At 70.2% G+C, this 20,124-nt stretch carries 19 protein-coding genes; 9 read left to right on the forward strand and 10 right to left on the reverse strand.

Annotated features, from left to right (window positions below):
• Positions 1-7 precede the first annotated feature (7 nt).
• The gene (locus G3M57_RS22665) at positions 8-1,366 is read right to left on the reverse strand and encodes a glutamate--cysteine ligase (protein WP_163233162.1); all 1,359 of its coding nucleotides are present in this window, start codon (positions 1,364-1,366) and stop codon (positions 8-10) included.
• A 229-nt stretch (positions 1,367-1,595) separates the two neighbouring features.
• The gene (locus G3M57_RS22670; RefSeq protein ID WP_056762407.1) at positions 1,596-2,312 is read right to left on the reverse strand and encodes a 16S rRNA (uracil(1498)-N(3))-methyltransferase; all 717 of its coding nucleotides are present in this window, start codon (positions 2,310-2,312) and stop codon (positions 1,596-1,598) included.
• A 46-nt stretch (positions 2,313-2,358) separates the two neighbouring features.
• On the opposite strand from G3M57_RS22670, the gene G3M57_RS22675 reads away from it, so the two are divergent.
• Positions 2,359-3,120: a polyphosphate kinase 2 family protein gene (locus G3M57_RS22675; RefSeq protein WP_163233163.1), complete on the forward strand. Its 762-nt coding sequence runs from the start codon at positions 2,359-2,361 to the stop codon at positions 3,118-3,120.
• A 138-nt stretch (positions 3,121-3,258) separates the two neighbouring features.
• On the opposite strand, the gene G3M57_RS22680 is transcribed toward G3M57_RS22675, so the two are convergent.
• From G3M57_RS22680 to G3M57_RS22690, 3 genes are read right to left on the reverse strand one after another with little or no spacing between them, the layout of a single operon-like run.
• Positions 3,259-4,098 (reverse strand): aldo/keto reductase, encoded by an 840-nt coding sequence (locus G3M57_RS22680; RefSeq protein WP_163233164.1) that lies wholly within the window; start codon positions 4,096-4,098, stop codon positions 3,259-3,261.
• Between the two features lie 22 nt (positions 4,099-4,120).
• Positions 4,121-4,768, reverse strand: coding sequence for a Pr6Pr family membrane protein (locus G3M57_RS22685; RefSeq protein WP_163233165.1), 648 nt, complete (start codon positions 4,766-4,768; stop codon positions 4,121-4,123).
• A complete protein-coding gene (locus G3M57_RS22690) occupies positions 4,765-5,109 on the reverse strand; it encodes an MmcQ/YjbR family DNA-binding protein (protein ID WP_163233166.1) in 345 nt (114 codons plus the stop codon). The genes G3M57_RS22685 and G3M57_RS22690 overlap by 4 nt, the downstream gene beginning before the upstream one ends.
• A 46-nt stretch (positions 5,110-5,155) precedes the next feature.
• Here G3M57_RS22690 and G3M57_RS22695 point away from each other — a divergent pair, with 46 nt between their 5' ends.
• The gene (locus tag G3M57_RS22695; RefSeq protein ID WP_163233167.1) at positions 5,156-6,061 is read left to right on the forward strand and encodes an NAD-dependent epimerase/dehydratase family protein; all 906 of its coding nucleotides are present in this window, start codon (positions 5,156-5,158) and stop codon (positions 6,059-6,061) included.
• A gap of 31 nt (positions 6,062-6,092) precedes the next feature.
• Here the strand turns inward: G3M57_RS22695 and G3M57_RS22700 are convergent, their stop codons facing one another.
• Positions 6,093-6,650, reverse strand: a complete 558-nt coding sequence (locus G3M57_RS22700; protein WP_082564738.1) for a dihydrofolate reductase family protein — start codon at positions 6,648-6,650, stop codon at positions 6,093-6,095.
• Positions 6,651-6,866: 216 nt separating this feature from the next.
• Here G3M57_RS22700 and G3M57_RS22705 point away from each other — a divergent pair, with 216 nt between their 5' ends.
• The 3 genes from G3M57_RS22705 to G3M57_RS22715 all read left to right on the forward strand — a co-directional run bounded on the left by G3M57_RS22705 (position 6,867) and on the right by G3M57_RS22715 (position 9,722).
• Positions 6,867-7,943, forward strand: coding sequence for a site-specific DNA-methyltransferase (locus tag G3M57_RS22705; protein ID WP_056760865.1), 1,077 nt, complete (start codon positions 6,867-6,869; stop codon positions 7,941-7,943).
• A 154-nt stretch (positions 7,944-8,097) separates the two neighbouring features.
• Positions 8,098-8,862, forward strand: coding sequence for a histidine phosphatase family protein (locus G3M57_RS22710; RefSeq protein WP_163233168.1), 765 nt, complete (start codon positions 8,098-8,100; stop codon positions 8,860-8,862).
• A gap of 29 nt (positions 8,863-8,891) precedes the next feature.
• The gene (locus tag G3M57_RS22715; RefSeq protein WP_163233169.1) at positions 8,892-9,722 is read left to right on the forward strand and encodes an NAD(P)H-hydrate dehydratase; all 831 of its coding nucleotides are present in this window, start codon (positions 8,892-8,894) and stop codon (positions 9,720-9,722) included.
• Between the two features lie 138 nt (positions 9,723-9,860).
• Here the strand turns inward: G3M57_RS22715 and mutY are convergent, their stop codons facing one another.
• Complete coding sequence (mutY, locus tag G3M57_RS22720) at positions 9,861-10,913, reverse strand: A/G-specific adenine glycosylase (protein ID WP_163233170.1); 1,053 nt, start codon at positions 10,911-10,913, stop codon at positions 9,861-9,863.
• Between the two features lie 143 nt (positions 10,914-11,056).
• On the opposite strand from mutY, the gene G3M57_RS22725 reads away from it, so the two are divergent.
• The 4 genes from G3M57_RS22725 (at position 11,057) to G3M57_RS22740 (ending at position 16,476) form a co-directional block, all read left to right on the forward strand.
• Positions 11,057-11,599: a DUF721 domain-containing protein gene (locus G3M57_RS22725; RefSeq protein WP_163233171.1), complete on the forward strand. Its 543-nt coding sequence runs from the start codon at positions 11,057-11,059 to the stop codon at positions 11,597-11,599.
• 125 nt (positions 11,600-11,724) lie between these two features.
• Positions 11,725-12,360 carry a thioredoxin domain-containing protein gene (locus tag G3M57_RS22730; protein ID WP_163233172.1) on the forward strand — a complete coding sequence of 212 codons (636 nt, stop codon included), beginning with the start codon at positions 11,725-11,727 and terminating at the stop codon, positions 12,358-12,360.
• The gene (locus G3M57_RS22735; protein ID WP_163233173.1) at positions 12,357-13,013 is read left to right on the forward strand and encodes a DsbA family protein; all 657 of its coding nucleotides are present in this window, start codon (positions 12,357-12,359) and stop codon (positions 13,011-13,013) included. The genes G3M57_RS22730 and G3M57_RS22735 overlap by 4 nt, the downstream gene beginning before the upstream one ends.
• 16 nt (positions 13,014-13,029) lie before the next feature.
• A complete protein-coding gene (locus tag G3M57_RS22740) occupies positions 13,030-16,476 on the forward strand; it encodes an AAA family ATPase (RefSeq protein WP_163233174.1) in 3,447 nt (1,148 codons plus the stop codon).
• Between the two features lie 126 nt (positions 16,477-16,602).
• Here G3M57_RS22740 and G3M57_RS22745 read toward each other — a convergent pair whose 3' ends face one another.
• From G3M57_RS22745 to G3M57_RS22755, 3 genes are all read right to left on the reverse strand, one after another.
• Complete coding sequence (locus G3M57_RS22745; RefSeq protein WP_056760887.1) at positions 16,603-17,397, reverse strand: TSUP family transporter; 795 nt, start codon at positions 17,395-17,397, stop codon at positions 16,603-16,605.
• A gap of 69 nt (positions 17,398-17,466) precedes the next feature.
• Complete coding sequence (locus G3M57_RS22750) at positions 17,467-17,796, reverse strand: DUF6481 family protein (RefSeq protein WP_035076867.1); 330 nt, start codon at positions 17,794-17,796, stop codon at positions 17,467-17,469.
• 103 nt (positions 17,797-17,899) lie between these two features.
• Positions 17,900-19,882, reverse strand: coding sequence for a hypothetical protein (locus tag G3M57_RS22755; RefSeq protein WP_163233175.1), 1,983 nt, complete (start codon positions 19,880-19,882; stop codon positions 17,900-17,902).
• Positions 19,883-20,124: the final 242 nt, after the last annotated feature.

Consider the following 20,124-nt stretch of genomic DNA (forward strand, 5'->3'; position numbering starts at 1 on the left):
TCCAAACTCAGTACGCGAAGTCCTCGAACACCCGGCTGATGTCGCCCTTCCACGCGCCTTCGTACAGCGCCAGCAGCCGTTCGGCCGGCGTGACGCCGGTCTCCGCGATCTCCTCCAGGTCGCCCAGATAGATCGTCTCGTCCAGGAAACCGCCGTTCAGGTGGGCGCGGGCCTTGAGGCCCTGCTTGGCGATGGCCACGAAGTCCTTGGCCACGTCCTGAGCCGAACGCCCCGCGACCTGGGCCTTGAGGCCCAGCCTCGGCACGTCGCGGCGCAGGCCGGCGCGATCTTCGGCCGTCCAGTCCTTGCAGAGGTCCCAGGCCGCGGCCAGGGCCGCATCGTCGTAGAACACCCCGGTCCATAGGGCCGGCAGGGCGCAGAGGCGGCTCCACGGCCCGGCGTCGGCGCCGCGCATTTCCAGGTAGGTCTTCAGGCGGACTTCCGGGAACAGGGTGGTGGTGTGGTCGGCCCAGTCCTTGATCGATGCGCGCTCGCCCGGCAGCTCGGGGATCTTGCCGTCGATGAAGTCGCGGAAGCTGCGACCGGCGAGATCGATGTACTTATCGCCGCGCTTGGCGAAGTACATCGGCACGTCCAGGGCGTAGCGGGCGTAGCGCTCGAAGTCGAAGCCGTCCTCGAACACGAAGTCCAGCAGGCCCGTGCGGTCGGCGTCGGTGTCGGTCCAGACATTGGCGCGGGCCGACAGGAAGCCGTTGGGCTTGCCTTCGGTGAACGGCGAATTGGCGAACAGGGCGGTGGCGATCGGCTGCAGGGCCAGGCTCATCCGGAACTTGGCGACCATGTCGGCTTCGCTGGAGAAGTCGAGATTGGCCTGCACCGTGCAGGTGCGCAGCATCATGTCCAGGCCCAGGCCGCCGACCTTGGGCATGTAGTTGCGCATGATGACATAGCGGCCCTTGGGCATGACCGGCACCTCGTCCCGCCGCCACAGCGGCGAGAAGCCCAGGCCCAGGAAGCCCAGGCCCAGCTCGTCGGCCACGGTCTTGACCTCGTCCAGGTGCTGGCCGGTCTCCTCGCAGATGTCGTGCATGGTCTTGAGCGGCGCGCCGCTCAGCTCGAACTGGCCGCCCGGCTCCAGGCTGACATTGGCGCCGTTGCGCTCCAGGCCGATGATCGTCGGCCCCTCCATCACCGGCTTCCAGCCGAAGCGCTGCAGCCCAGTCAGCAGGGCGTGGACGCCCTTGTCGCCTTCGTAGGGAACCGGCGCGTGCGAGCCCAGGTAGAAGCCGAACTTCTCGTGCTCGGCGCCGACCCGGAACTGGTCCTTGGGCTTGGAGCCCTGGGCGAAATAGGCGGTCAGATCGTCCAGCGTCAGCGGACGCTCCTGGCTCACGGTTTCGGCCATCGGCCCCTCCCCAAAACACGCTTCAAGAAGGGAGGGAAGCTCCCTCCGACCAGGCCGCGAACTGTCGTGCTGCGCAGTTGGGCGTTTTCTTAGCGAACCTCAAGGGGCGCGGACAGGGTTTCGCGCCAGGCGAGGCCCGCTTGCGGAAACGTAGTCTCAAATCACACCGTCATTCCGGGTCCTGTTGTTCAGACCGGGATGACGGTTGAAAGAGGCAGGATCCGGCGCCCTACCGCCAATCCCCGGCCGCCGCCTGCCACAGGGTCATCGCCGCGATGGCCGCCGTGTCCGCCCGCAGGATGCGCGGGCCCAGCGAGACCGGGATCACGAACGGCAGCGACCGCAAGCGCTCACGCTCCTCCGGGGCGAAGCCGCCTTCGGGGCCGATCAGGATCGCGGCCGGCGCGCCGGTCTCCGCCAGCGCCTCTATCATCGACCGGGCGTCGCCGCCCTCGTCGCAGAAGACCAGGCGGCGGGCCGGGTCCCAGCTGTCGAGGATCTTGTCCAGCTTCTGCGGGTCGTCGACGGCCGGGACGTCCAGCCGGCCGGTCTGCTCGGCGGCCTCGATGGCGATGGCGTCCAGGCGGCCCAGCTTGACGAAGTCGACATTAGTCCGCCGGGTCTGGGTCAGGCGCACCCGCCGGGCGCCCAGTTCGGCGGCCTTCTCGACGATGGTCTCGACCCGGCCCCGCTTGACCATGGCGATCACCAGGTCGAGGTCGGGACCATAGGCCTGGGGCCGCGTCTGTTCCTCGGCCTTCAGCACGCAACCGCGCTTGCCCGCCTCGGCCAGGCTGCAGCGCCATTCGCCGTCCTGGCCGTTGAACACCAGGATCTCGTCGCCGACCGACAGCCGCATCACCGCGGTCAGGTAGCGCGACTGGTCGATGGTGGGCGCGACGCCGGCGCCGGCCTTGAGCGGATGCGGAACGAACAGACGGATCATGCCGACCTTCTAGCGCAACTGGATGTTCCGGGGGTAGGCTCGACGGATGAGCAAGTCCGAAGACTACGAAGCCGAGCTCCGCGTCCTGCAGCTGGCGATGATCGGCCTGCAGCGCCAGGCGATCAAGGAAGGCTGGAAGACCGTCACCCTGTTCGAGGGCCGCGACGCGGCCGGCAAGGACGGGGCGATCGCCCGCCTGACCGAGCACGCCCACCGCCGCGCCACCCAGGTGATCTCCCTGCCCGCCCCCAACGAGCGCGAGCGCAGCGAGTGGTACTTCCAGCGCTATGTCCGCTATCTGCCCGGGGCCGGCGAGGCCGTGGTCTTCAACCGCTCCTGGTACAACCGGGCCGGGGTCGAGCGGGTGATGGGCTTTTCCACGCCGCACGAGCAGGAGCAGTTCCTGCGCGACGTGCCGGCCTTCGAGCTGATGTTGGTCGACAACGGGATCAAGCTGACCAAGTTCTGGCTCGACATCGACCAGGACACCCAGGCCGAACGCCTGCAGGCCCGCCGCGACGAGCCGCTGAAGGCCTTCAAGGTCAGCGACCTGGACGCCGTGGCCCAGGCCAAGTGGGATGACTATTCGGCGGCCCGCGACGAGATGCTGATCCGTACGCACTCCACGCCCGTTCCGTGGATCTGCGTGCGCGCCAACCACAAGAAAGCGGCGCGGCTGAACATCCTGCGCTGGCTGCTGCACGTCTCGGCCCCGAAGAAGCTGCTCAAGGGCGTTCCGAAACCGGACCCGGAGGTGATCTTCAAGTTCGAGCCGGCGGCCCTGACGGACGGACGGCTGGCGAAGTAGATCCTCCCCGTGTGGGGGAGGTGTCGGCGTAGCCGACGGAGGGGGGCGTGATCGAGAGTTCGCCACCGCCAGAATCTACCGCCCAAAGACTCCCCTCACCGATCGCTGCGCGATCGCCTCCTCCACAGGGGGAGGGTCCTAATCCACGTCCCATTCGAACGCCGGATCCAGCCACTCTCCCAGCCGCCCGTCCGGCCGCGCCAGGGCGAAGATCCGCGCCATTTCGTCGTCCGACAGGGCGAAGTCGAAGATGTCGAAGTTCTCGGCCAGGCGGGCCGGATTGCGGGTGCGGGGAATGGTGGCCACGCCCTGTTGGATCTGCCAGCGCAGGGTCACCTGGCCCGGAGTCTTGCCGTGGGCCTGGCCGATCGCGATCAGCACGGGATCGGTCGCCACCTTGCCCTGGGCCAGGGGCGACCAGGCGGTGAGCGTCGAGCCCATCGCCCGGGCCTTGGCGATCAGCGTCTTTTGCGACAGGTAGGGGTGGTACTCGACCTGGTTGGTGGCGATCGGCGCCTCCGAGGCCGTCTGGGCCTTGGCCATCAGGGCGGATGGGAAGTTCGACAGGCCGATGGCGCGGGTCAGGCCGCGGCCGTGGACGTCGTTCAGCGCCGCCAGGGTTTCCGACAGGGCCGGCTTCGGCTTGGGCCAGTGCAGCAGCAGCAAGTCCACCCGCGGGACCTTCAGGCGCTTGAGGCTGGCCTCGACCGAGCGCTGCAGGTCGCCCTGGGCGAACTGGTCGACCCAGACCTTGGTGGTCAGGAAGACCTGGTCGCGCGGCACGCCGGTGGCCGCCAGCGCCGCCCCGACGTCCTGCTCGTTGCGATAGGCCTGGGCGGTGTCGATATGACGGTAGCCCAGCTCCAGGGCCTTTTCGACCATGGCCTGGGCGGCGCCGCCCTCCAGCTGCCAGGTGCCCAGGCCGATGACGGGCATGGCCACGTCGCCCGCGCGGAGGTCGGGGATGGTATGGGGCATCGCGGATCTCCGGGAGAGGGGCTCAGGCCGATATAGGCGCTCGCGGCCGTCGCGCCAGCCGCCGTTGCAGATGCTGCAGGCCGGTCAGGGCCAGGGTCACCGCGTAGAAGCCCGCGCCCATCAGCAGCATGGTGACCAGCACCGCGCCGTAGCCGCGCTTGCCCACGTCGAGAAACGGATAGGGATAGAAGCCGGTCGCCGCCCCGTGGACCAGCGACCAGGCGCCGTAGGCCAGGGGAAAGACCAGCGCTTTCCAGGCTGAGCGCCACCTGGCCGCCTCGCCCGGCGGGAAAGCCAGGAAGTCGACCAGGAACAGGGCCGGGGTCACCGTGTGCAGCAGGGTGTCGGCGAGCAGCTGCAGGCCGGTCGGCCGCCACAGCCCCGCGAGCAGGGTGTGGTAGATCCCGGCCGTGATGGCGATATAGACGCCGACCGCCACGCGGGTTCCGGCCCGCTGCGCCCACCGCCCCAGCGGCCGGTCGGCCGCCAGCACGGGGGCGGCCAGCAGGGTCCCGACCGCGATGTTGCTGAGCACCGTGAAGAAGCTCAGGAACTTGACGGCAGCGTGGGCGGCCTCGGCCGGCGGGCGGCCGTGGAGCATCAGCCACAACTGCAGGAACACGCCCGACCAGACGACCGCCGCCGCCCCGCTTCGCCAGAGGACCTTCATGCCGTCTCCGCGTCATGGGCCTTGAGCAGCTTGCGCGGCGCCGTCGCCCGCCACCGGCGTTCGATCAGCCGCTCCACCGTGCCGGCCGCGACCCGCGAGAGGCGGATCAGGATATAGGGATAGTTCCTGTAGTGGTCGGTGACGAAGAAGGTGTCGGGTTCGGCCTCGATTAGCAGCTCGCGCTCGTCGAAACCGACGCCGGGGCAGACCAGGGTGTCGCCGTCGTCCCAGACGCGGGTCAGGAACTTGCCGTGCGCCTTCAGGCACGGATGGCCATAGGCCGTTCCGTCGGCGACGCCGGGCAGTTTGAAGGCGAAGGCGCGCACGTCCTCGAAGGTCATGGCCAAAGTCCTGGGTCGTCGCTCGTGGCCCGACTATAGGAGGAAGATGGACGCTGAAAACACTCCTCCGTCGTCGGCCCCCTCGCCTTCGGCCCAGGCGCCGACGGGCCTGGCCTCGCCGGTTCTGGTGCTGGGGGCCACCAGCCTGATCGGCGGCTTCATGCTGGCGCGGCTGAACGCCCAGGGGATCACGCCGATCTCGCTGAGCCGGCGTCCGCCCAGCGACGACGTCTGCTGGGTGGACGGCGACCTGGCCGACCCGAACCTGGCCGACGAGTTGCCGCCGGTCGCCACGGTGTTCTCGCTGTCGCCGATCTGGCTGTTGCCCGGGGCCCTGCCAGCCCTCAAGGCGCGCGGCATGGCCCGGCTGGTGGCGTTCTCCTCGACCAGCCGCTTCACCAAGCTGGAGTCGGCGGAACCCTCGGAGCGGGCGGTGGCCCGGTCCCTGGCCGAGTCCGAGGCCCAGGTCGAGGCGTTCTGCGCCGAGCACGGCGTGGCCTGGACCATCCTGCGGCCCACCCTGATCTATGTCGAAGGCCGCGACGCCAATGTCAGCCGCCTGGCCGGCCTGATCCGCCGGTTCAAGGTGCTGCCGCTGTCCGGCCGCGGCGAAGGCCTGCGCCAGCCGGTGCACGCCGACGACCTGGCGGGGGGCGCGATCGCCGCGGCCGGGGCGACGGCGGCGCGGGACAAGGCCTACGACCTGGTGGGCGGCGAGACCCTGACCTATCGGGTGATGGCCGAGCGGATCTATGCCGGCCTTGGCCGTCGGCCGATGATCCTGGCCCTGCCCCCCTGGCTGTTCCGCCTGCTGCTGACCCTGGCCAAACCGTTCTATCCCGGGGCCACCGCGACCATGGCCGACCGCATGGCCCAGGACCTGACCTTCGACGACGCCCCGGCCCGGCGGGATTTCGGCTGGACGCCGCGGGATTTCCGGCCGCGGTTCTGAGGCGTCGTGGCGGGCGATCCGTTGACCGGTCTCAGGAAGCGACGGCCAGCGTCCGGACCCGCCGGTAGCTCAGTCCGTAATCCAGCAGGACCACACCGCGCTCCAGCGCCTCGACCCCGTTCAACCGCATGTCCCTCAGACCCGCCGAGGCCTTCGGAAACAGCGACCGTCCCTCGCCCAGCAGCACCGGCGCGACCAGCAGCTCCAGCCGGTCCAGCGCGCCGGCCTCGATCATGCCGGCCATCAGCCGCCCGCCGCCGACCACCCAGACGTCGCCGTCGTCCAGGTCGCGCAGATGAGCGACCAGGGCCGGCAGGCCGTCGGTCCAGAACCGGGTCTTCTCGCGCACGCTGGAGCCGCGCCCCGAGGTCAGCACCAGGGCCCGCTTGCCGGCATAGGGCCAGCCGACCCCGAGGCTGGGGATCAGGTCATAGGTGCGTCGGCCCATCACCACCGTGCCGACCTGCTCGATGAACCGCTGGTAGCCGTGGTCCACCGAGACGAACGGCGCCAGGGTCGCAACGCTCCCGTCGAGGCCGGCCACATAGCCGTCCAGGCTGGCGGCGATCAGTCCGCGAATGACGGCCATGGCTCCCTCGAAATCCGGCGCGAAAGTCTGGTCGCCAGCATTTCAGAACATTTAGGGAACATCAAGTATCGCGCTGACGACGCTGGATTTTCTGAGTCCGGTCAGACTCAATCCGTCGGCCGTCGGCAGGGTTAACGGCCGATAACCATGTCCATCAACACACTATTTACTAGCTAGACTCATGATTCCGCTCAGTGTTTTTGACGGGAAGCGGACATGTCCTTCGGGCCTGAAACCATCATCCAGGGCGACTGCATCGAGGCGATGAACGCCCTGCCCGAAAAGTCCGTGGACCTGATCTTCGCCGATCCGCCCTATAACCTGCAGCTGGGCGGCGACCTGTTGCGGCCCGACAATTCCAAGGTCGACGCGGTCGACGACCACTGGGACCAGTTCGAGAGCTTCGCCGCCTACGACAAGTTCACCCGCGAATGGCTGAAGGCGGCCCGCCGGGTGCTGAAGGACGACGGCGCGATCTGGGTGATCGGCAGCTACCACAACATCTTCCGCGTCGGCGTGGCCGTGCAGGACCTGGGCTTCTGGATCCTCAACGACGTCATCTGGCGCAAGTCCAACCCGATGCCCAACTTCAAGGGCACCCGCTTCGCCAACGCCCACGAAACCCTGATCTGGGCTTCCAAGAGCCAGGGCGCCAAGCGCTACACCTTCAACTACGACGCCCTGAAGATGGCCAATGACGAGGTGCAGATGCGCTCGGACTGGACCATCCCGCTGTGCACCGGCGAGGAGCGCATCAAGGGCGCCGACGGAAACAAGGCCCACCCGACCCAGAAGCCCGAGGCCCTGCTCTACCGGGTGATCCTGTCGACGACCAAGCCGGGCGACGTGATCCTCGACCCGTTCTTCGGGGTCGGCACCACCGGCGCGGCCGCCAAGCGCCTGGGCCGCCGGTTCGTCGGCATCGAGCGCGAGGCCGAGTACATCGCCCACGCCAAGGAACGCATCGCCAAGGTGGTTCCGATCTCTCCGCAAGATCTGGATGTCATGGGCTCGAAGAGGGCCGAGCCGCGCGTGCCGTTCGGCACCATCGTCGAGGCCGGCCTGCTGCACCCGGGCGACACCCTCTACTGCGCCAAGGGCGCCCATGCGGCCAAGGTGCGCCCCGACGGCTCGATCTGCGTCGGCGACCTGTCGGGCTCGATCCACAAGGTCGGCGCCCTGGTGCAGTCGGCCCCGGCCTGCAACGGCTGGACCTACTGGCACTTCAAGACCGACAAGGGCCTGGCCCCGATCGACGTCCTGCGCAGCCAGGTGCGGGCGGGGATGAACTGACGCGCCTTGCGTCCTTCGAGGCTCGCCTTCGGCTCACACCTCAGGATGAGGAATTCAGCACAACGCTCCTCGTCCTGAGGCGCCCGCGCCAGCGGGCCTCGAAGGACGCAAGGCGCCCAGCGAACCCATCGCCGACCTCGCGGGTTAACCCCGCATGGAACAGCGCTGGCCCACCACCCTCTGGATCGTCCGCCATGGCCAGAGCGCCGGCAATGTCGCGCGCGACGCGGCCGACGCCGCGGGGCTTGGGCGGATCGACATCGCCGACCGCGACATGGACGTGGCGCTCAGTCCGCTGGGCGAGGAGCAGGCCAGCGCCCTGGGCCGCTGGCTGGCGTCGCTGCCGGAGGACGAGCGGCCGCGCACCCTGATGACCTCGCCCTATCGTCGGGCGATCCAGACCAGCCAACACATCCGCGACGCCGGCGGCATGGCCGCGCTGGACAGCAAGTTCTGCATCGACGAGCGGCTGCGCGAGAAGGAGTTCGGGATCCTGGACCGCCTGACCCGCCTGGGCATCGAGGCGCAGTTCCCAGAACAAGCCGAGTTCCGTCGCCTGCTGGGCAAGTTCTACCACCGGCCGCCAGGGGGCGAGAGCTGGTGCGACGTGATCCTGCGGCTGCGCAGCGTGCTCGACACCATCAGCCTGCACCACGGCGGCGACCGGGTGATGATCGTCGCCCACCAGGTGGTGGTGCTGTGCCTGCGCTATCTGCTGGAAAGCCTGACCGAGGACCAGATCCTGGCCATCGACCGCCAGGCCGACATCGCCAATTGCGGCGTCACGGAATACCGCTTCGACCCCGATTGCGGTCCGGACGGCGGGCTGAAGCTGGCTCGCTACAACTTCACCGCCCCGCTGGAAGACCAGGCCGCGCCGGTCACCGCCGAGCCTGACGCCAATGTGGCCGCCCGGTGAACGACCTCCTGGCGTTGGACAGGGCCTGGATGCACGCCCATCGTCTGCCCATGCCCGGCGACGGCGGCAAGGAGGCGCGCGGGCGGGTGCTGGTGGTCGGCGGCGGGCTGGAACTGGCCGGGGCGATACGGCTGGCGGGCGAGGCGGCGCTGCGAGCCGGGGCCGGCAAGCTGCAGTTGGCCGCGCCGGAAAACGCGATCGTCGCCCTGACCGTGGCCGTGCCCGAGGCCCGGGTCTTCGCCCTGCCCCAGACCACGGACGGCCGACCCACGGCGGACGGCGCCCGGATCCTGGCCGAACACGTGGAAGCCTGCGACGCCCTTCTGATCGGTCCGGGCATGATGCGCGACGACGAGGGCATGGCCCGCGCCCTGCTTGACCTGTCTCCGGTCCAGCCGACGGTGCTGGACGCCGGAGCCCTGAGCGCGCTGCCCGCGGCGCCGTCGCTGGCGGGCGGCCTGGTCCTGACACCGCATTCCGGCGAGATGGCCAAGCTGCTCAAGCGGGAAAAGGCCGAGATCGAGGCCGATCCCCTGGCCGCCGCGCGCGAGGCCGCCGAACGGTTCGAAGCGGTGATCGTGATGAAGGGCGCCCGCACCCACGTGGTGGGGCCGGACGGCGCGGCCGGCCTCTATGCCGGCGGCGGGGTGGGGCTGGGCGTTTCCGGCTCGGGCGACGTGCTGGGCGGGGTGATCGCCGGCCTGCTGGCGCGCGGCGTCCCGCCGTTCGAGGCCGCGGCCTGGGGCGTCTTCCTGCACGGGGAGGCGGGGGCGCGACTCAGCAAGAACGTCGGGACGCTGGGCTTCCTGGCGCGCGAGATCGCGGGCGAGATCCCGGCGGTAATGGACAAATTTCTTTAAACCCGCTCATCCCGACGAATGCCGGGATCCAGATGGAATAGCGGTGTCGTGGGCTCCATGAGCGCGGCGCTGATCCAATCAGCTCGAGCGCCTTGGGATCTGGGTCCCGGCATTCGCCGGGATGAGCGGGTTTGGGGCTCAGACCAACCGATCGCGTCCTGCCTTCGCCGCCTTCAGGAACACGCTGGGCAGCGCCGCCAGCCCATCCGGCGCGGTCCAGACGAAATCCCCCTCGCCGTTGCTCTCGGCCCGCAGCACCCTCAGGGTCAGGGAAAAGTGGGTGAAGACGTGGTCGACCGTGCCGAGGTCCCGCCAGGCGCCGGCGACCGGAGCGACCTCGGTGGCTTCGGCGTCGCTCCACGGACGATCCCGCCAGTCGCTGGTCGGCAGGCCGAGCATGCCGCCGAGCAGCCCCTTGGGCGGCCGACGGACCAGGGCGGTCGCTTCGCCGCGAGTCAGAACATAGGCCACACCATGGCGGTGCGGCCTGTCCGCCTTCTTCAACTTGCGGGGATAGGTCTCCGGCGCGCCGGTCCTGAAGCCCTCGCACCACGGCCGGACCGGGCAGCGGTCGCACAGCGGCTGCTTGGGCCGGCAGACCGTCGCCCCCAGGTCCATCAGCGCCTGGGCCCAGTCGCCAGGACGGTCAGCGGTGACCAGGTCGCCGGCCAGGCGCTTCAGCTCCGGCTTGGCGTCGGGCACCGGGTCCTCGACCGCGAACAGCCGGGCCATCACCCGCTCGACATTGCCGTCGACGACATTGGCCGGACGGTCGAAGGCGATGGCGGCCACGGCGGCGGCGGTGTAGGCGCCCACGCCGGGCAGGGCCCGCAAGGCCTCCTCGGTGTCGGGAAAGACCCCGCCGTGCTCGGCCGCCACCGCCCGGGCGCAGGCCAGCAGGTTGCGGGCCCGGGCGTAGTAGCCGAGGCCGGCCCAGGCGGCCATCAGTTCCCCGTCCTCCACCGCCGCCAGGTCCGAGACCGTCGGCCAGCGCTGGGTGAAGCTCAGGAAATAGGGCGCGGCGTGCGGCACGGTGGTCTGCTGCAGCATCACCTCCGACAGCCAGACGCGGTAGGGGTCCGACCGCGCCCCGGCCTTGCCGGCCGCCGGCCCGGTGCGCCATGGCAGGTCCCGCGCCTGGGCGTCGTACCAGGCCAGCAGGGCGGCGCGGAGGGCGGGGATGTCGAGCATGATGTTCGTATGGCAGACCACGCCCGAGCCTGTCATCCCGGATGGGACGTCCCTCTGGCGGGGACAGGCCCATGGGCCTGTCCCCAACCGCAAACTCGGACGACGGCATTGGGACCATCCCTCGCCTCTGCTAACCTCCCCCCATGCGCCGTCGCCCCCTGCCCACCGCGGAAGAAGCCCTCGAGATCCTCAAGCGCCGCCGCACGCGTCCGCAGCGGCGACCACCGCCGCCCGCCGGCAAGTCGCTGGCCCCGCTGATCAAGCAGCTGGACGAGAAATTCGGCCAGGGCCCCGCCGTGCTGCAGGCCCGCTGGCGCGAGATCGTCGGCGAGACCCTGGCGCGCCGCACCGAGCCCGTCCGCGTGATCAAGAGCCGCACCGGCGAAGGCGGCACGCTGGAGCTGCGGGTCGACGGGCCCGTGGCCTCGCTGATCCAGCACCAGGCGCCGCAGATCACCCAGCGCCTGGACCTGCTGCTGGGCAAGGGGGCGGTGACCAAGCTGCGCATCGTCCAAGGCCCCGTGAAGGCCCAGGCCGCGCCGGTCGTCGCCCGCCCCCGCCGCGGGCCGCCGCTGGACGCCGCCCAGGAGCGCGACCTGGCCGACAGCCTGGCCAACCAGCCGGACGGCGGCCTGAGGGACGCCCTGCTGAAGCTGGGCCGAGGCGTGCTGCGCGATCCCCGCTGACCGGCGTCTCTAGATTGACAACCAGACGTCCGATAGGCTGATGCGACGCCTTATCCGCGCCCTTTTCACGCGACTAAAGAATCGCGCTTAACTTCACTGTTCACGCCTCTTCCAGGGAAGATCACATGCGTCCGCTGACCCGCCGGCTTCTGACCGCCGTCGCCCTCACCGCCTCTCTGGGCGTCGCGCTCGCCGGCTGCGACAAGAAAGAGTCGGTGTCCGCCGACGACATGTCGCTGGGCAACGCCAACGCCAAGGTCACCGTCGTCGAGTACGCCTCGGCTTCCTGCATCCACTGCGGCCGCTGGAACAACGAGGTCTTCCCGGCCTTCAAGACCAAGTACATCGACACCGGCCGCGTGCACTACGTCTACCGCGAGTTCCTGACCGAGCCGGTGCAGGTGGCCTCCGCCTCGTTCCTGATGGCCCGCTGCGCCGGCAAGGACAAATATTTCTCGGTGCTGGACTCGGTCTATCACTCGCAGGAAGAGATGTTCACGACCGGCGACTATCGCGGCGTGCTGCTGCGCATCGCCCAGTCGGCCGGCATGGACGAGGCCCAGTTCACCAGCTGCGTCACCGACGAGAAGGCGCTCAAGGCCCTGAACGCCCGGGTCGAGAAGTACCAGGCCGACGCCAAGATCACCGGCACCCCGACCTTCATCATCAACGGCAAGAAGGCCGGCGGCGACGACGGCGGCGAGCAGTCGATGGCCCAGCTGGACGCCGCGATCGCCGCGGCCGAGGCGGCCGCGAAATGATCCTCGACCGGCGCGCCCTGATCGGAACGGGCCTTCCCGTCTTGGGAGCGGCGGCTTCAGGCCTGGTCCTGACCGCCGCGCCGACGATCGCGCGCGCCGCGCCGCTGCCGCCGGCCGAGGGCGACATGGTCCTGGGCTCGCCCAAGGCCAAGGTGCAGGTGGTGGAGTACGCCTCGCTGTCCTGCACCCACTGCGCCCACTGGAACAACGAGGTGTTTTCCGTCTTCAAGACCCGGTTCATCGACACGGGCAAGGTTCGCTACGTGTTCCGCGAGTTCCTGACCGAACCGACCCAGTTCGCCGCCGCCGGCTACCTGCTGGCCCGGCGGGTGGGGCCGGCGCGCTATTTTCAGGTGATCGACGCGGTCTTCAAGCAGCAGGCGGCGATCTTCGAGAGCCAGGACCTGTGGAGCGGCCTGCTGAAGATCGGCAAGAGCTTTGGCCTGACCGAAGAACAGTTCACCGCCGCCCTGCAGGACAAGGCCGGGCTGGACGCCATCAACGCCCGGGTCGAGAAGGCCGCCGAGCGCGACAAGGTCCAGTTCACCCCGACCTTCTTCGTCAACGGCCAGCGCTACGAAGGCGGCCTGCCGATCGAGACCTTCGCCGGCGCGATCGCCAAGGCGGCGCAAACCAAGCCCGGCAAGGGCTGAGGGGCGGGCGCGCGCCGTGCAATTCCAGCGCCTGCGCCTTTCGGGATTCAAGTCCTTCGTCGAGCCGACCGAGTTCCGGATCGAGCCGGGCCTGACGGGGATCGTCGGCCCGAACGGCTGCGGCAAGTCCAACCTGCTGGAAGCCCTGCGCTGGGTGATGGGCGCCAACTCGGCCAAGGCCATGCGCGCGGGCGGCATGGACGACGTGATCTTCGCCGGCAGCGGCGCCCGCCCGGCCCGTAACCACGCCGACGTCACCCTGACCATCGACAACGCCGACCGCACGGCGCCGGCCCAGTTCAATGACGATCCGGTGCTGGAGGTCGTGCGCCGCATCGACCGCGGCGAGGGCTCGACCTACCGGATCAACGGCCGCGAGGTGCGGGCGCGCGACGTCCAGCTGCTGTTCGCCGACGCCTCGACCGGCGCCAACTCGCCGGCCCTGGTCCGCCAGGGCCAGATCAGCGAGCTGATCGGCGCCAAGCCGCAGAACCGCCGCCGCATCCTGGAAGAGGCGGCCGGGGTCTCGGGCCTGCACACCCGCCGCCACGAGGCCGAGCTGCGGCTGCGCGCCGCCGAGGCCAATCTCTCGCGGCTGGAGGACGTGGCCCGCGAGCTGGAGACGGCGCTGGGCCGCTTGCGCCGCGAGGCTCGCCAGGCCGAAAAATACAAGCGGCTGTCGGCCGAGATCCGCGCCGTGCAGGGGGCGGTGCTCTACACGCGCTGGACCGAGGCCCGCGACACCCTCAACCGCACCCAGGGCGAGGCCACCGAGGCCGCCCGCGCCGTCGAAGACACCGCCCGCGCCGCCGCCTCGGCCCAGACCGCCATCCTGGCGGCCGAAGCCGCCATGCCGCCGCTGCGCGAGGAGGCCTCGATCGCCCAGGCGATCCTGGGCCAGCTGGCCATCCAGAAGGACCGGGCCGAGCGCGAGGCCGAGGCCGCCCAGGCCGAGTTCGAGCGGCTGTCGGCCGACCTGACCCGCATCGACGACGACCGGGCCCGCGAGGCGCAAGGGCTGCAGGACGCCGTCCAGGCCCTGGCGCGGGCCGAGGTCGAGCTGACCGAACTGCGCGCCCAGATCGCCGCGGCCCCTGCGCGTGGGCCGGAACTGGCCGCCGCCGCCAAGGCCGCCGAGGAGCAGCGGGCCAAGGCTGACACCGAGGTCGAGCAGCTGGCCGCCCGCGTCGCCGCCGAGGACGCCCGGGCTCGCGCCGCCGCCCAGCGCCTGGCCGAGGCCGAGAGCCGCCTGGCCCGCACGATCCGGGCCCTGGACCAGGCCAAGGCCGAGCGCGCCGCCGTCGGCCCCGTGGTCGACCCGGCCGCCGCCGAGGCCCGCCAGCGCTTCGCCAACGCCGAGGCGGGACTGGCGTCAGCCCGGCAGGCTCTTGAGGACGCGGAAGCGCTTCGGGTCAAGGCCGCCGCCGCCGAGGCCCAGGCCCGCGACCTGGCCCGCAAGGTCGAGGACCTGTTGGGCCGGCTGCGCACCGAGGCCCGAGGCCTGGCCCAGCTGACCGCCCCGCGCGCCAAGAGCGGCTTCTCGCCGGCCCTGGACGCGGTGACGCCGGAGAAGGGCTATGGCGCGGCCCTGGCCGCCGCCCTCGGCGACGACCTGGAGGCGGCGCTGGATCCCCGCGCCCCGTCGTTCTGGGCGGGCGGCGAACCGAAACCCGTGGCCTGGCCCGACGGCGCCCGGCCGCTGGCCCCGCTGATCAAGGCTCCACCGGAGTTGGCGGCCCGCCTGTCGCACGTGGCCGTGGTCGAGCGGGCCGACGGCGACCGCCTGGCCAAGGGCCTGCCGGTCGGGGCGCGGCTGGTCTCGAAGGAAGGCGACCTGTGGCGCTGGGACGGTTTCACGGCCCGGGCCGACGCCCCCAAGCCCGCCGCGGTCCGGTTGGAGCAGCGCACCCGCCTGGCCGAGGTCGAGGCCGAGATCGACCAGGTCGCCCCACGGGCCGAGGCCGCGGCCGCCGCCCTGAAGACCGCCGCCGACGCTCTGCGGGTCGCCGAAGAGACGCTGCGCGACAAGCGCCGCGGTCCGCCCGAGGCCGAGCGCCTGCTGACGGGCGCTCGCGAGCAGGTGGCCCGCTACGAGCGGGAGTCCGCCCAGCGCGAGGCCCGCGCCCAGTCGCTGGACGACACCATCGCCCGTTTCGAGGCCGAGCGGGTCGAGGCCGAGGCCGCCCTGACCGCCGTCCGCGCCGAGAGCGCCGGGGTCGAGAGCGCCGAGGACCTGGCCCCGCGCCTGGCCGCCGGCCGCCAGGCCGCCACCGTCGCCCGCGAAGCCGCCGCCGCCGCCCGCTCGGCCCTGGACCAGGAAACCCGCGAGACCGCCGGCCGCGCCCGCCGCCTGGAGAGCCTGGAGCGCGACCACGCCGACTGGGCCAAGCGCCGCGAGGCCTCTGCCCGGCGCGAGACCAGCCTGGACGCCGACCGGGTCAAGGCCGCCGCCGCCCTGGAGGCCGCCCGCGAGGCGCCGACCGTGCTGGCCGGCAAGCTGGTGGTCATCGTCGAGCAGTTCGCGGCCGCCGAGGATCGCCGCGCCAAGGCCTCCGACGCCCTGGAGGCCGCCGAGACCGCCCGGCTCAACGCCGATCGCGCGGCCCGCGCGGCCGAACAGGCCGCCTCGGAGGCCCGCGAGAAGCGCGCCGGCCTGGTGGCCACCTTGGACGCGGCCCGCGACCGCTTCGCCGAGGTGGCCGGGGCGATCCGCGAACAGGCCCGCATGGAGCCGGAGGAGCTGGGCCGCCACGTGGCCGGCGAGGCCGTGGCCGTGCCCAAGGACGCCGCCGGGGTCGAGGCTCACCTGTTCGCCCTGGAGCGTGAGCGGGACGCGATCGGTCCGGTGAACCTGCGCGCCGAGGAGGAGGCCAACGAATACGCCGCGCGGCTGGAGACCATGCGCACCGAACGGGCCGACCTGTCGGGCGCGGTGGGCAAGCTGCGGGCCGGCATCGAGGAGTTGAACGCCGAGGGCCGCGAGCGCCTGCTGGCGGCGTTCGACGTGATCAACGCCAATTTCCAGACCCTCTTCCAGGCCCTGTTCGGCGGCGGCCAGGCCGAGCTGAAGCTGATCGAGAGCGACGACCCGCTGGAAGCCGGGCTGGAGATCTTCGCCTGCCCGCCCGGCAAGCGCATGGCCAGCATGAGCCTGATGAGCGGCGGCGAGCAGGCCCTGACCGCCAGCGCCCTGATCTTCGGCGTCTTCCTGGCCAATCCGGCCCCGATCTGCGTGCTGGACGAGGTGGACGCCCCGCTGGATGACGCCAATGTCGACCGCTACTGCAACATGCTGGACGAGATGCGCCGGCGCACCCGGACACGGTTCATCGCCATCACCCACAACCCGGTGACCATGAGCCGGATGGACCGCCTGTTCGGCGTGACCATGGCCGAGCGCGGGGTCAGCCAGCTGGTCAGCGTCGACCTGTCGACGGCGGAGCAACTGGTGGCGGCGCAGTAACTCACTGACTTGCCCCCACCTGACGGCTTCGCCGTCTGTCCGCCCCCATAGGGGGCGGAGCCTTGCGCTTAGGCTCTTCCCCCTCTGGGGGAAGACGGTCGCGAAGCGACCCGTAGGGGGCAAGTGCTAGCCGCCGAAAAGCCCCACCACCGCGTGCCGCAGCGGGTTCGCCGGGTCGCTCAGCAGCTTCACCGCCATGGCGCAGGACATCATCACCAGCAGCGGCCGGATCAGCCGGGCCCCGAACCGCATGGCCAGGCGCGAGCCGATCTGCGCGCCGATGAACGCGCCGGCCGCCATGGCCAGGCCGATCGGCCAGACCACAACCCCCTTCAGGATGAACAGCGACAGGCTGCCCAGATTCGAGGCCGCATTGGCCAGCTTGGTGTGGGCCGTGGCCTTCAGCGCGCCGTAGCCCAGGAGGGTGACGATGGCCACCATGTAGAAGGCCCCCGCCCCGGGTCCGAAGATCCCGTCATAGAAGCCGATCAGTGGCGTCACGCAAAAGGCGAAAACCGGCAGGGTCAGGCGGGGATGGACGTCCTCGCCCTTCAGCCCCTTCGAGAAGCCGAAATAGAGGGCGATGACGATCAGCAGCACCGGCACCAGCGCCGCCAGCACGCGCGGCGACAGCAGGCTGGCGCACAGGGCGCCGCAGAGGCCGGCGACCGCGGCCGTCCCGGCGACCGGCAGGGCGGTCTTCCAGTCGATCAGACCCCGCCTTGCAAAGGCGCTGGTGGAGGAGATGGCGCTGACCGCGCCCTGCAGCTTGTTGGTGCCCAGGGCCGCGACGGGGTTCATGCCGGTCAGCAGCAGGGCCGGGACGGTCAGCAGGCCGCCGCCGCCGGCGATGGCGTCGAAAGCCCCGGCGACCATGGCCACGGCGAACATGATGGCCAGCAGGGCGAAATCGACGTGCATCCAGCTCAAGCCCCCGCGCGATCCGCCCTCATACGGGCCGGAACCGCGCGATGGAACGAGTATCGATGATTACTTCTGGCGCGCCTTGCGGGCGGCGTACTTGGCGTCGCGAGCGGCCTTTTGCTCGGCGGCGGTCAGGGCCTTGCGCTCCTTGCGCTCGGCGCGCTTCTCGGCGAGGGCGGCCTCTTCGCGGGCCAGGATTTCCTGGCGGGCGGCTTCCTTGATCGCGGCGCGCTCGGCGCGGACCCGTTCCAGCTCGGCTTCGCGCTCGGCGTGGCGCTGCTCGAAGTTGGGGTCCTGAACGGTGGGCTTCACCTTCATCTTGGCCAGCATGGCCTTCTTGGCTTCGGCTGCGGCGGTGATGCGATCGGCGAAGCCGGTGTTCTTCAGGTGCGACATGAATCTTCTGGTTGGTGGAAAGTGCGCTCCTAAGACCCCAAAACGCCGGAAAAAGCAATTGGTGATCCCCGGCGCGACCATTCGCGCCGGGAAGTTTCGAGCGTCACTTCTCGATTCGGTAGACCGTGTAGCTGTGCGGCGCGACCGCGGCGGCGAACTCGGTGCGGGCCGGCACGCCCTGGCGCCGCCAGGCGTCGGCCTTGCCGTCGGGCGCCTTGGCCTCGACCAGCTTGCCGGTCGCCATGTCGCGCAACTTCACCCCCGCGCCCAGCAGCGACAGGTTCACGTCGGTGTCGTCGTCGCGGAACGACTGCACCACGAAGGTTCCGTTGTCGTAGGCGAACAGGCTGACCCGGTCGGGCGCATCCAACCGCACCGGAAAGTCGCGCTGCAGGTAGCGCTTGATCTCGGTCGTCACGCCCTGGGGCAGGTTGTAGAGGTCGCCCGGGTTCTCGGGCATGGTGATCACGTAGAGCACCCCGCCGCCGTAACGGTTCATCAGCAGGATCGGGAAGCCCTTAGCGTTGGCCACGCCGCGGATGATCCCCCAGCTGTCGTTGGTGTAGAAGGCCAGTTCCGGGAACAGCACTGGCGGATTGTCGCGTTTGGGATCGTTCAGGCTCTCGCCATTGCCCGCGCCGTAGCCGTTCAGGAAGTCGTGCAGGGCCACCTTGCGGCCGGTGTCGCGCACCTCGAGGATGTCCTCGATGCCCTTGCCCTGCAGCGCGTTCAGCAGGCCTGAGGTGATGAACACCGTCTTGCCGGCCAGCAGGTTGCCCTTGATCTCCTCGACGATCTTCGGATCCTTGGCCGCCGCCTGGGTCAGCAGGGCCACGTCCGCGTTCTTGGGGAAGTTGGGCGACAGCTCGATCGGTATGCCGATATTGCCCAGATAGTTGTGCAGGAAGTCCTCGCCCGACGACTGGTAGGGCTTGTAGCTGGCGATGCCGATCGGCTGGCCGAGCAGGCCCAGGTCCTTGTCGATCTTCTCCAGCGACCAGCCCGCCGCGCGGCCCCAGCCGGGGCCGGGATCCCCCGCCTGGCCCGAGGGCTTGTAGCTGGCGACCATGGCCTTCCAGTCGAAGCTGGTGGCCTTGTCCTTCCACGGGCGCTCGCCCGGCTCGACGGCCTTGGCCTCGTTCATCGGCCGCCAGTTGAACAGGGTGATCTCCGGCGCCTTGGCCAGCAGGGTGTCCCACAGCTGCTCGGCGTAGCGGTCGACATAGAGGGTCGAGAAGGTGTCGACCCAGCCGCCGCCGTTGCCCTTGCCGCCGTTGGAGCCTTTGGGGCGGATGTTGTCGTAGTAGCGGACGATCGAATAGCTCTCGTACTGCTGCAGCAGCTGGTCGGTGACCACCGGGTCGCGGGTCTCGGTGCCGGTATAGATGCCGTCGAACATCTGCGACTGCTTCTCCAGGTCGTAGCCCGTGCCCTGGAAGTGCTCGTACCAGTTGGGGTACTTGATGATCATCCGGACCTTGGGGTTGACCGCCTTGGCCGGGCCCAGGACCAGGTCCTGGCTGACCTTGCGCATGGTCTCCAGCCGGTACTGGCTCCACGACCGGTCGCCCTTGGCGGCGATGTCGGCCGGGCTTTTGGAGGTGTAGAAGAAGAAGTCGTCGAGGATCACCTCGTCGAAATGCTTGGCCGCCAGGCGCACGGCCTTCTCGCACTCGGCCCGGTGGGCGGGGTTCTCGTAGTCGAAGGTGCCGAACTGCCCGCCCTCGCCGCCGGTCGCCAGGGTGATCCCGCCGGCCACCGTGATCCCGCGTTCCTCGAACCAGCCCTTGACGCGCTCGATCTCCGTGTCGGTGGCGAAGTTGCTGCTGCGGTAGACTTCCAGATACACCTTGTCGAAGTGCAGCTGGCGGCTGGCGCGCTCGAACTCGCGGTCGAAGGTGGCCTTGTCGGCCAGTTCCTTGGCGTTGTTGACGGCGATGTAGATCGCCGCATGGAAGTTCCTGTAGGCCGGCAGGGGCTGCGGCTTGACGGCCGGGGCGGCCTGGGCGCCGGACGAAAGGGCGGCCGGCGCGAGGAGCGCGCACAGCGCCGCGGCGCCGAGCAGGGTGCGGGTTACGCGGATCATGACTGGTTTCTTCCCTCGATGAACCCGCCGGCGCGTCGAGGCGTCCGATCATGGTTGCGGTACCATAGGGTTGGCGCGAGCGGCGAGGCGAGGGAAATCTGCAAACCGCGCCCAAACGGAGGCGACGACGCCCGGTTCCGCGACGGAACCCCTCGCCGGAAACCGTCCGCGATCACGTAAGGACGCGATGATTCCGACGCGCGGCTCGAAAATCTCCAAAAACCCTTACAAAACGGCCACTT

The sequence above is a fragment of the Caulobacter rhizosphaerae genome, from assembly GCF_010977555.1.
GTDB lineage: Bacteria > Pseudomonadota > Alphaproteobacteria > Caulobacterales > Caulobacteraceae > Caulobacter > Caulobacter rhizosphaerae.

What these genes read in the sequence shown, in the direction of transcription:
- G3M57_RS22685 (WP_163233165.1), bottom strand. Translation starts at nt 4,768, where the DNA reads ATGAAGGTCCTCTGGCGAAGCGGGGCGGCGGCGGTCGTCTGGTCGGGC.
- G3M57_RS22750 (WP_035076867.1), bottom strand. Translation starts at nt 17,796, where the DNA reads ATGTCGCACCTGAAGAACACCGGCTTCGCCGATCGCATCACCGCCGCA.
- G3M57_RS22700 (WP_082564738.1), bottom strand. Translation starts at nt 6,650, where the DNA reads ATGGCCGTCATTCGCGGACTGATCGCCGCCAGCCTGGACGGCTATGTG.
- G3M57_RS22730 (WP_163233172.1), top strand. Translation starts at nt 11,725, where the DNA reads ATGCGTCCGCTGACCCGCCGGCTTCTGACCGCCGTCGCCCTCACCGCC.
- G3M57_RS22745 (WP_056760887.1), bottom strand. Translation starts at nt 17,397, where the DNA reads ATGCACGTCGATTTCGCCCTGCTGGCCATCATGTTCGCCGTGGCCATG.
- G3M57_RS22710 (WP_163233168.1), top strand. Translation starts at nt 8,098, where the DNA reads ATGGAACAGCGCTGGCCCACCACCCTCTGGATCGTCCGCCATGGCCAG.
- G3M57_RS22755 (WP_163233175.1), bottom strand. Translation starts at nt 19,882, where the DNA reads ATGATCCGCGTAACCCGCACCCTGCTCGGCGCCGCGGCGCTGTGCGCG.
- G3M57_RS22690 (WP_163233166.1), bottom strand. Translation starts at nt 5,109, where the DNA reads ATGACCTTCGAGGACGTGCGCGCCTTCGCCTTCAAACTGCCCGGCGTC.
- G3M57_RS22665 (WP_163233162.1), bottom strand. Translation starts at nt 1,366, where the DNA reads ATGGCCGAAACCGTGAGCCAGGAGCGTCCGCTGACGCTGGACGATCTG.
- G3M57_RS22735 (WP_163233173.1), top strand. Translation starts at nt 12,357, where the DNA reads ATGATCCTCGACCGGCGCGCCCTGATCGGAACGGGCCTTCCCGTCTTG.
- mutY (WP_163233170.1), bottom strand. Translation starts at nt 10,913, where the DNA reads ATGCTCGACATCCCCGCCCTCCGCGCCGCCCTGCTGGCCTGGTACGAC.
- G3M57_RS22695 (WP_163233167.1), top strand. Translation starts at nt 5,156, where the DNA reads ATGGACGCTGAAAACACTCCTCCGTCGTCGGCCCCCTCGCCTTCGGCC.
- G3M57_RS22715 (WP_163233169.1), top strand. Translation starts at nt 8,892, where the DNA reads ATGCACGCCCATCGTCTGCCCATGCCCGGCGACGGCGGCAAGGAGGCG.
- G3M57_RS22705 (WP_056760865.1), top strand. Translation starts at nt 6,867, where the DNA reads ATGTCCTTCGGGCCTGAAACCATCATCCAGGGCGACTGCATCGAGGCG.
- G3M57_RS22725 (WP_163233171.1), top strand. Translation starts at nt 11,057, where the DNA reads ATGCGCCGTCGCCCCCTGCCCACCGCGGAAGAAGCCCTCGAGATCCTC.
- G3M57_RS22675 (WP_163233163.1), top strand. Translation starts at nt 2,359, where the DNA reads ATGAGCAAGTCCGAAGACTACGAAGCCGAGCTCCGCGTCCTGCAGCTG.
- G3M57_RS22680 (WP_163233164.1), bottom strand. Translation starts at nt 4,098, where the DNA reads ATGCCCCATACCATCCCCGACCTCCGCGCGGGCGACGTGGCCATGCCC.
- G3M57_RS22670 (WP_056762407.1), bottom strand. Translation starts at nt 2,312, where the DNA reads ATGATCCGTCTGTTCGTTCCGCATCCGCTCAAGGCCGGCGCCGGCGTC.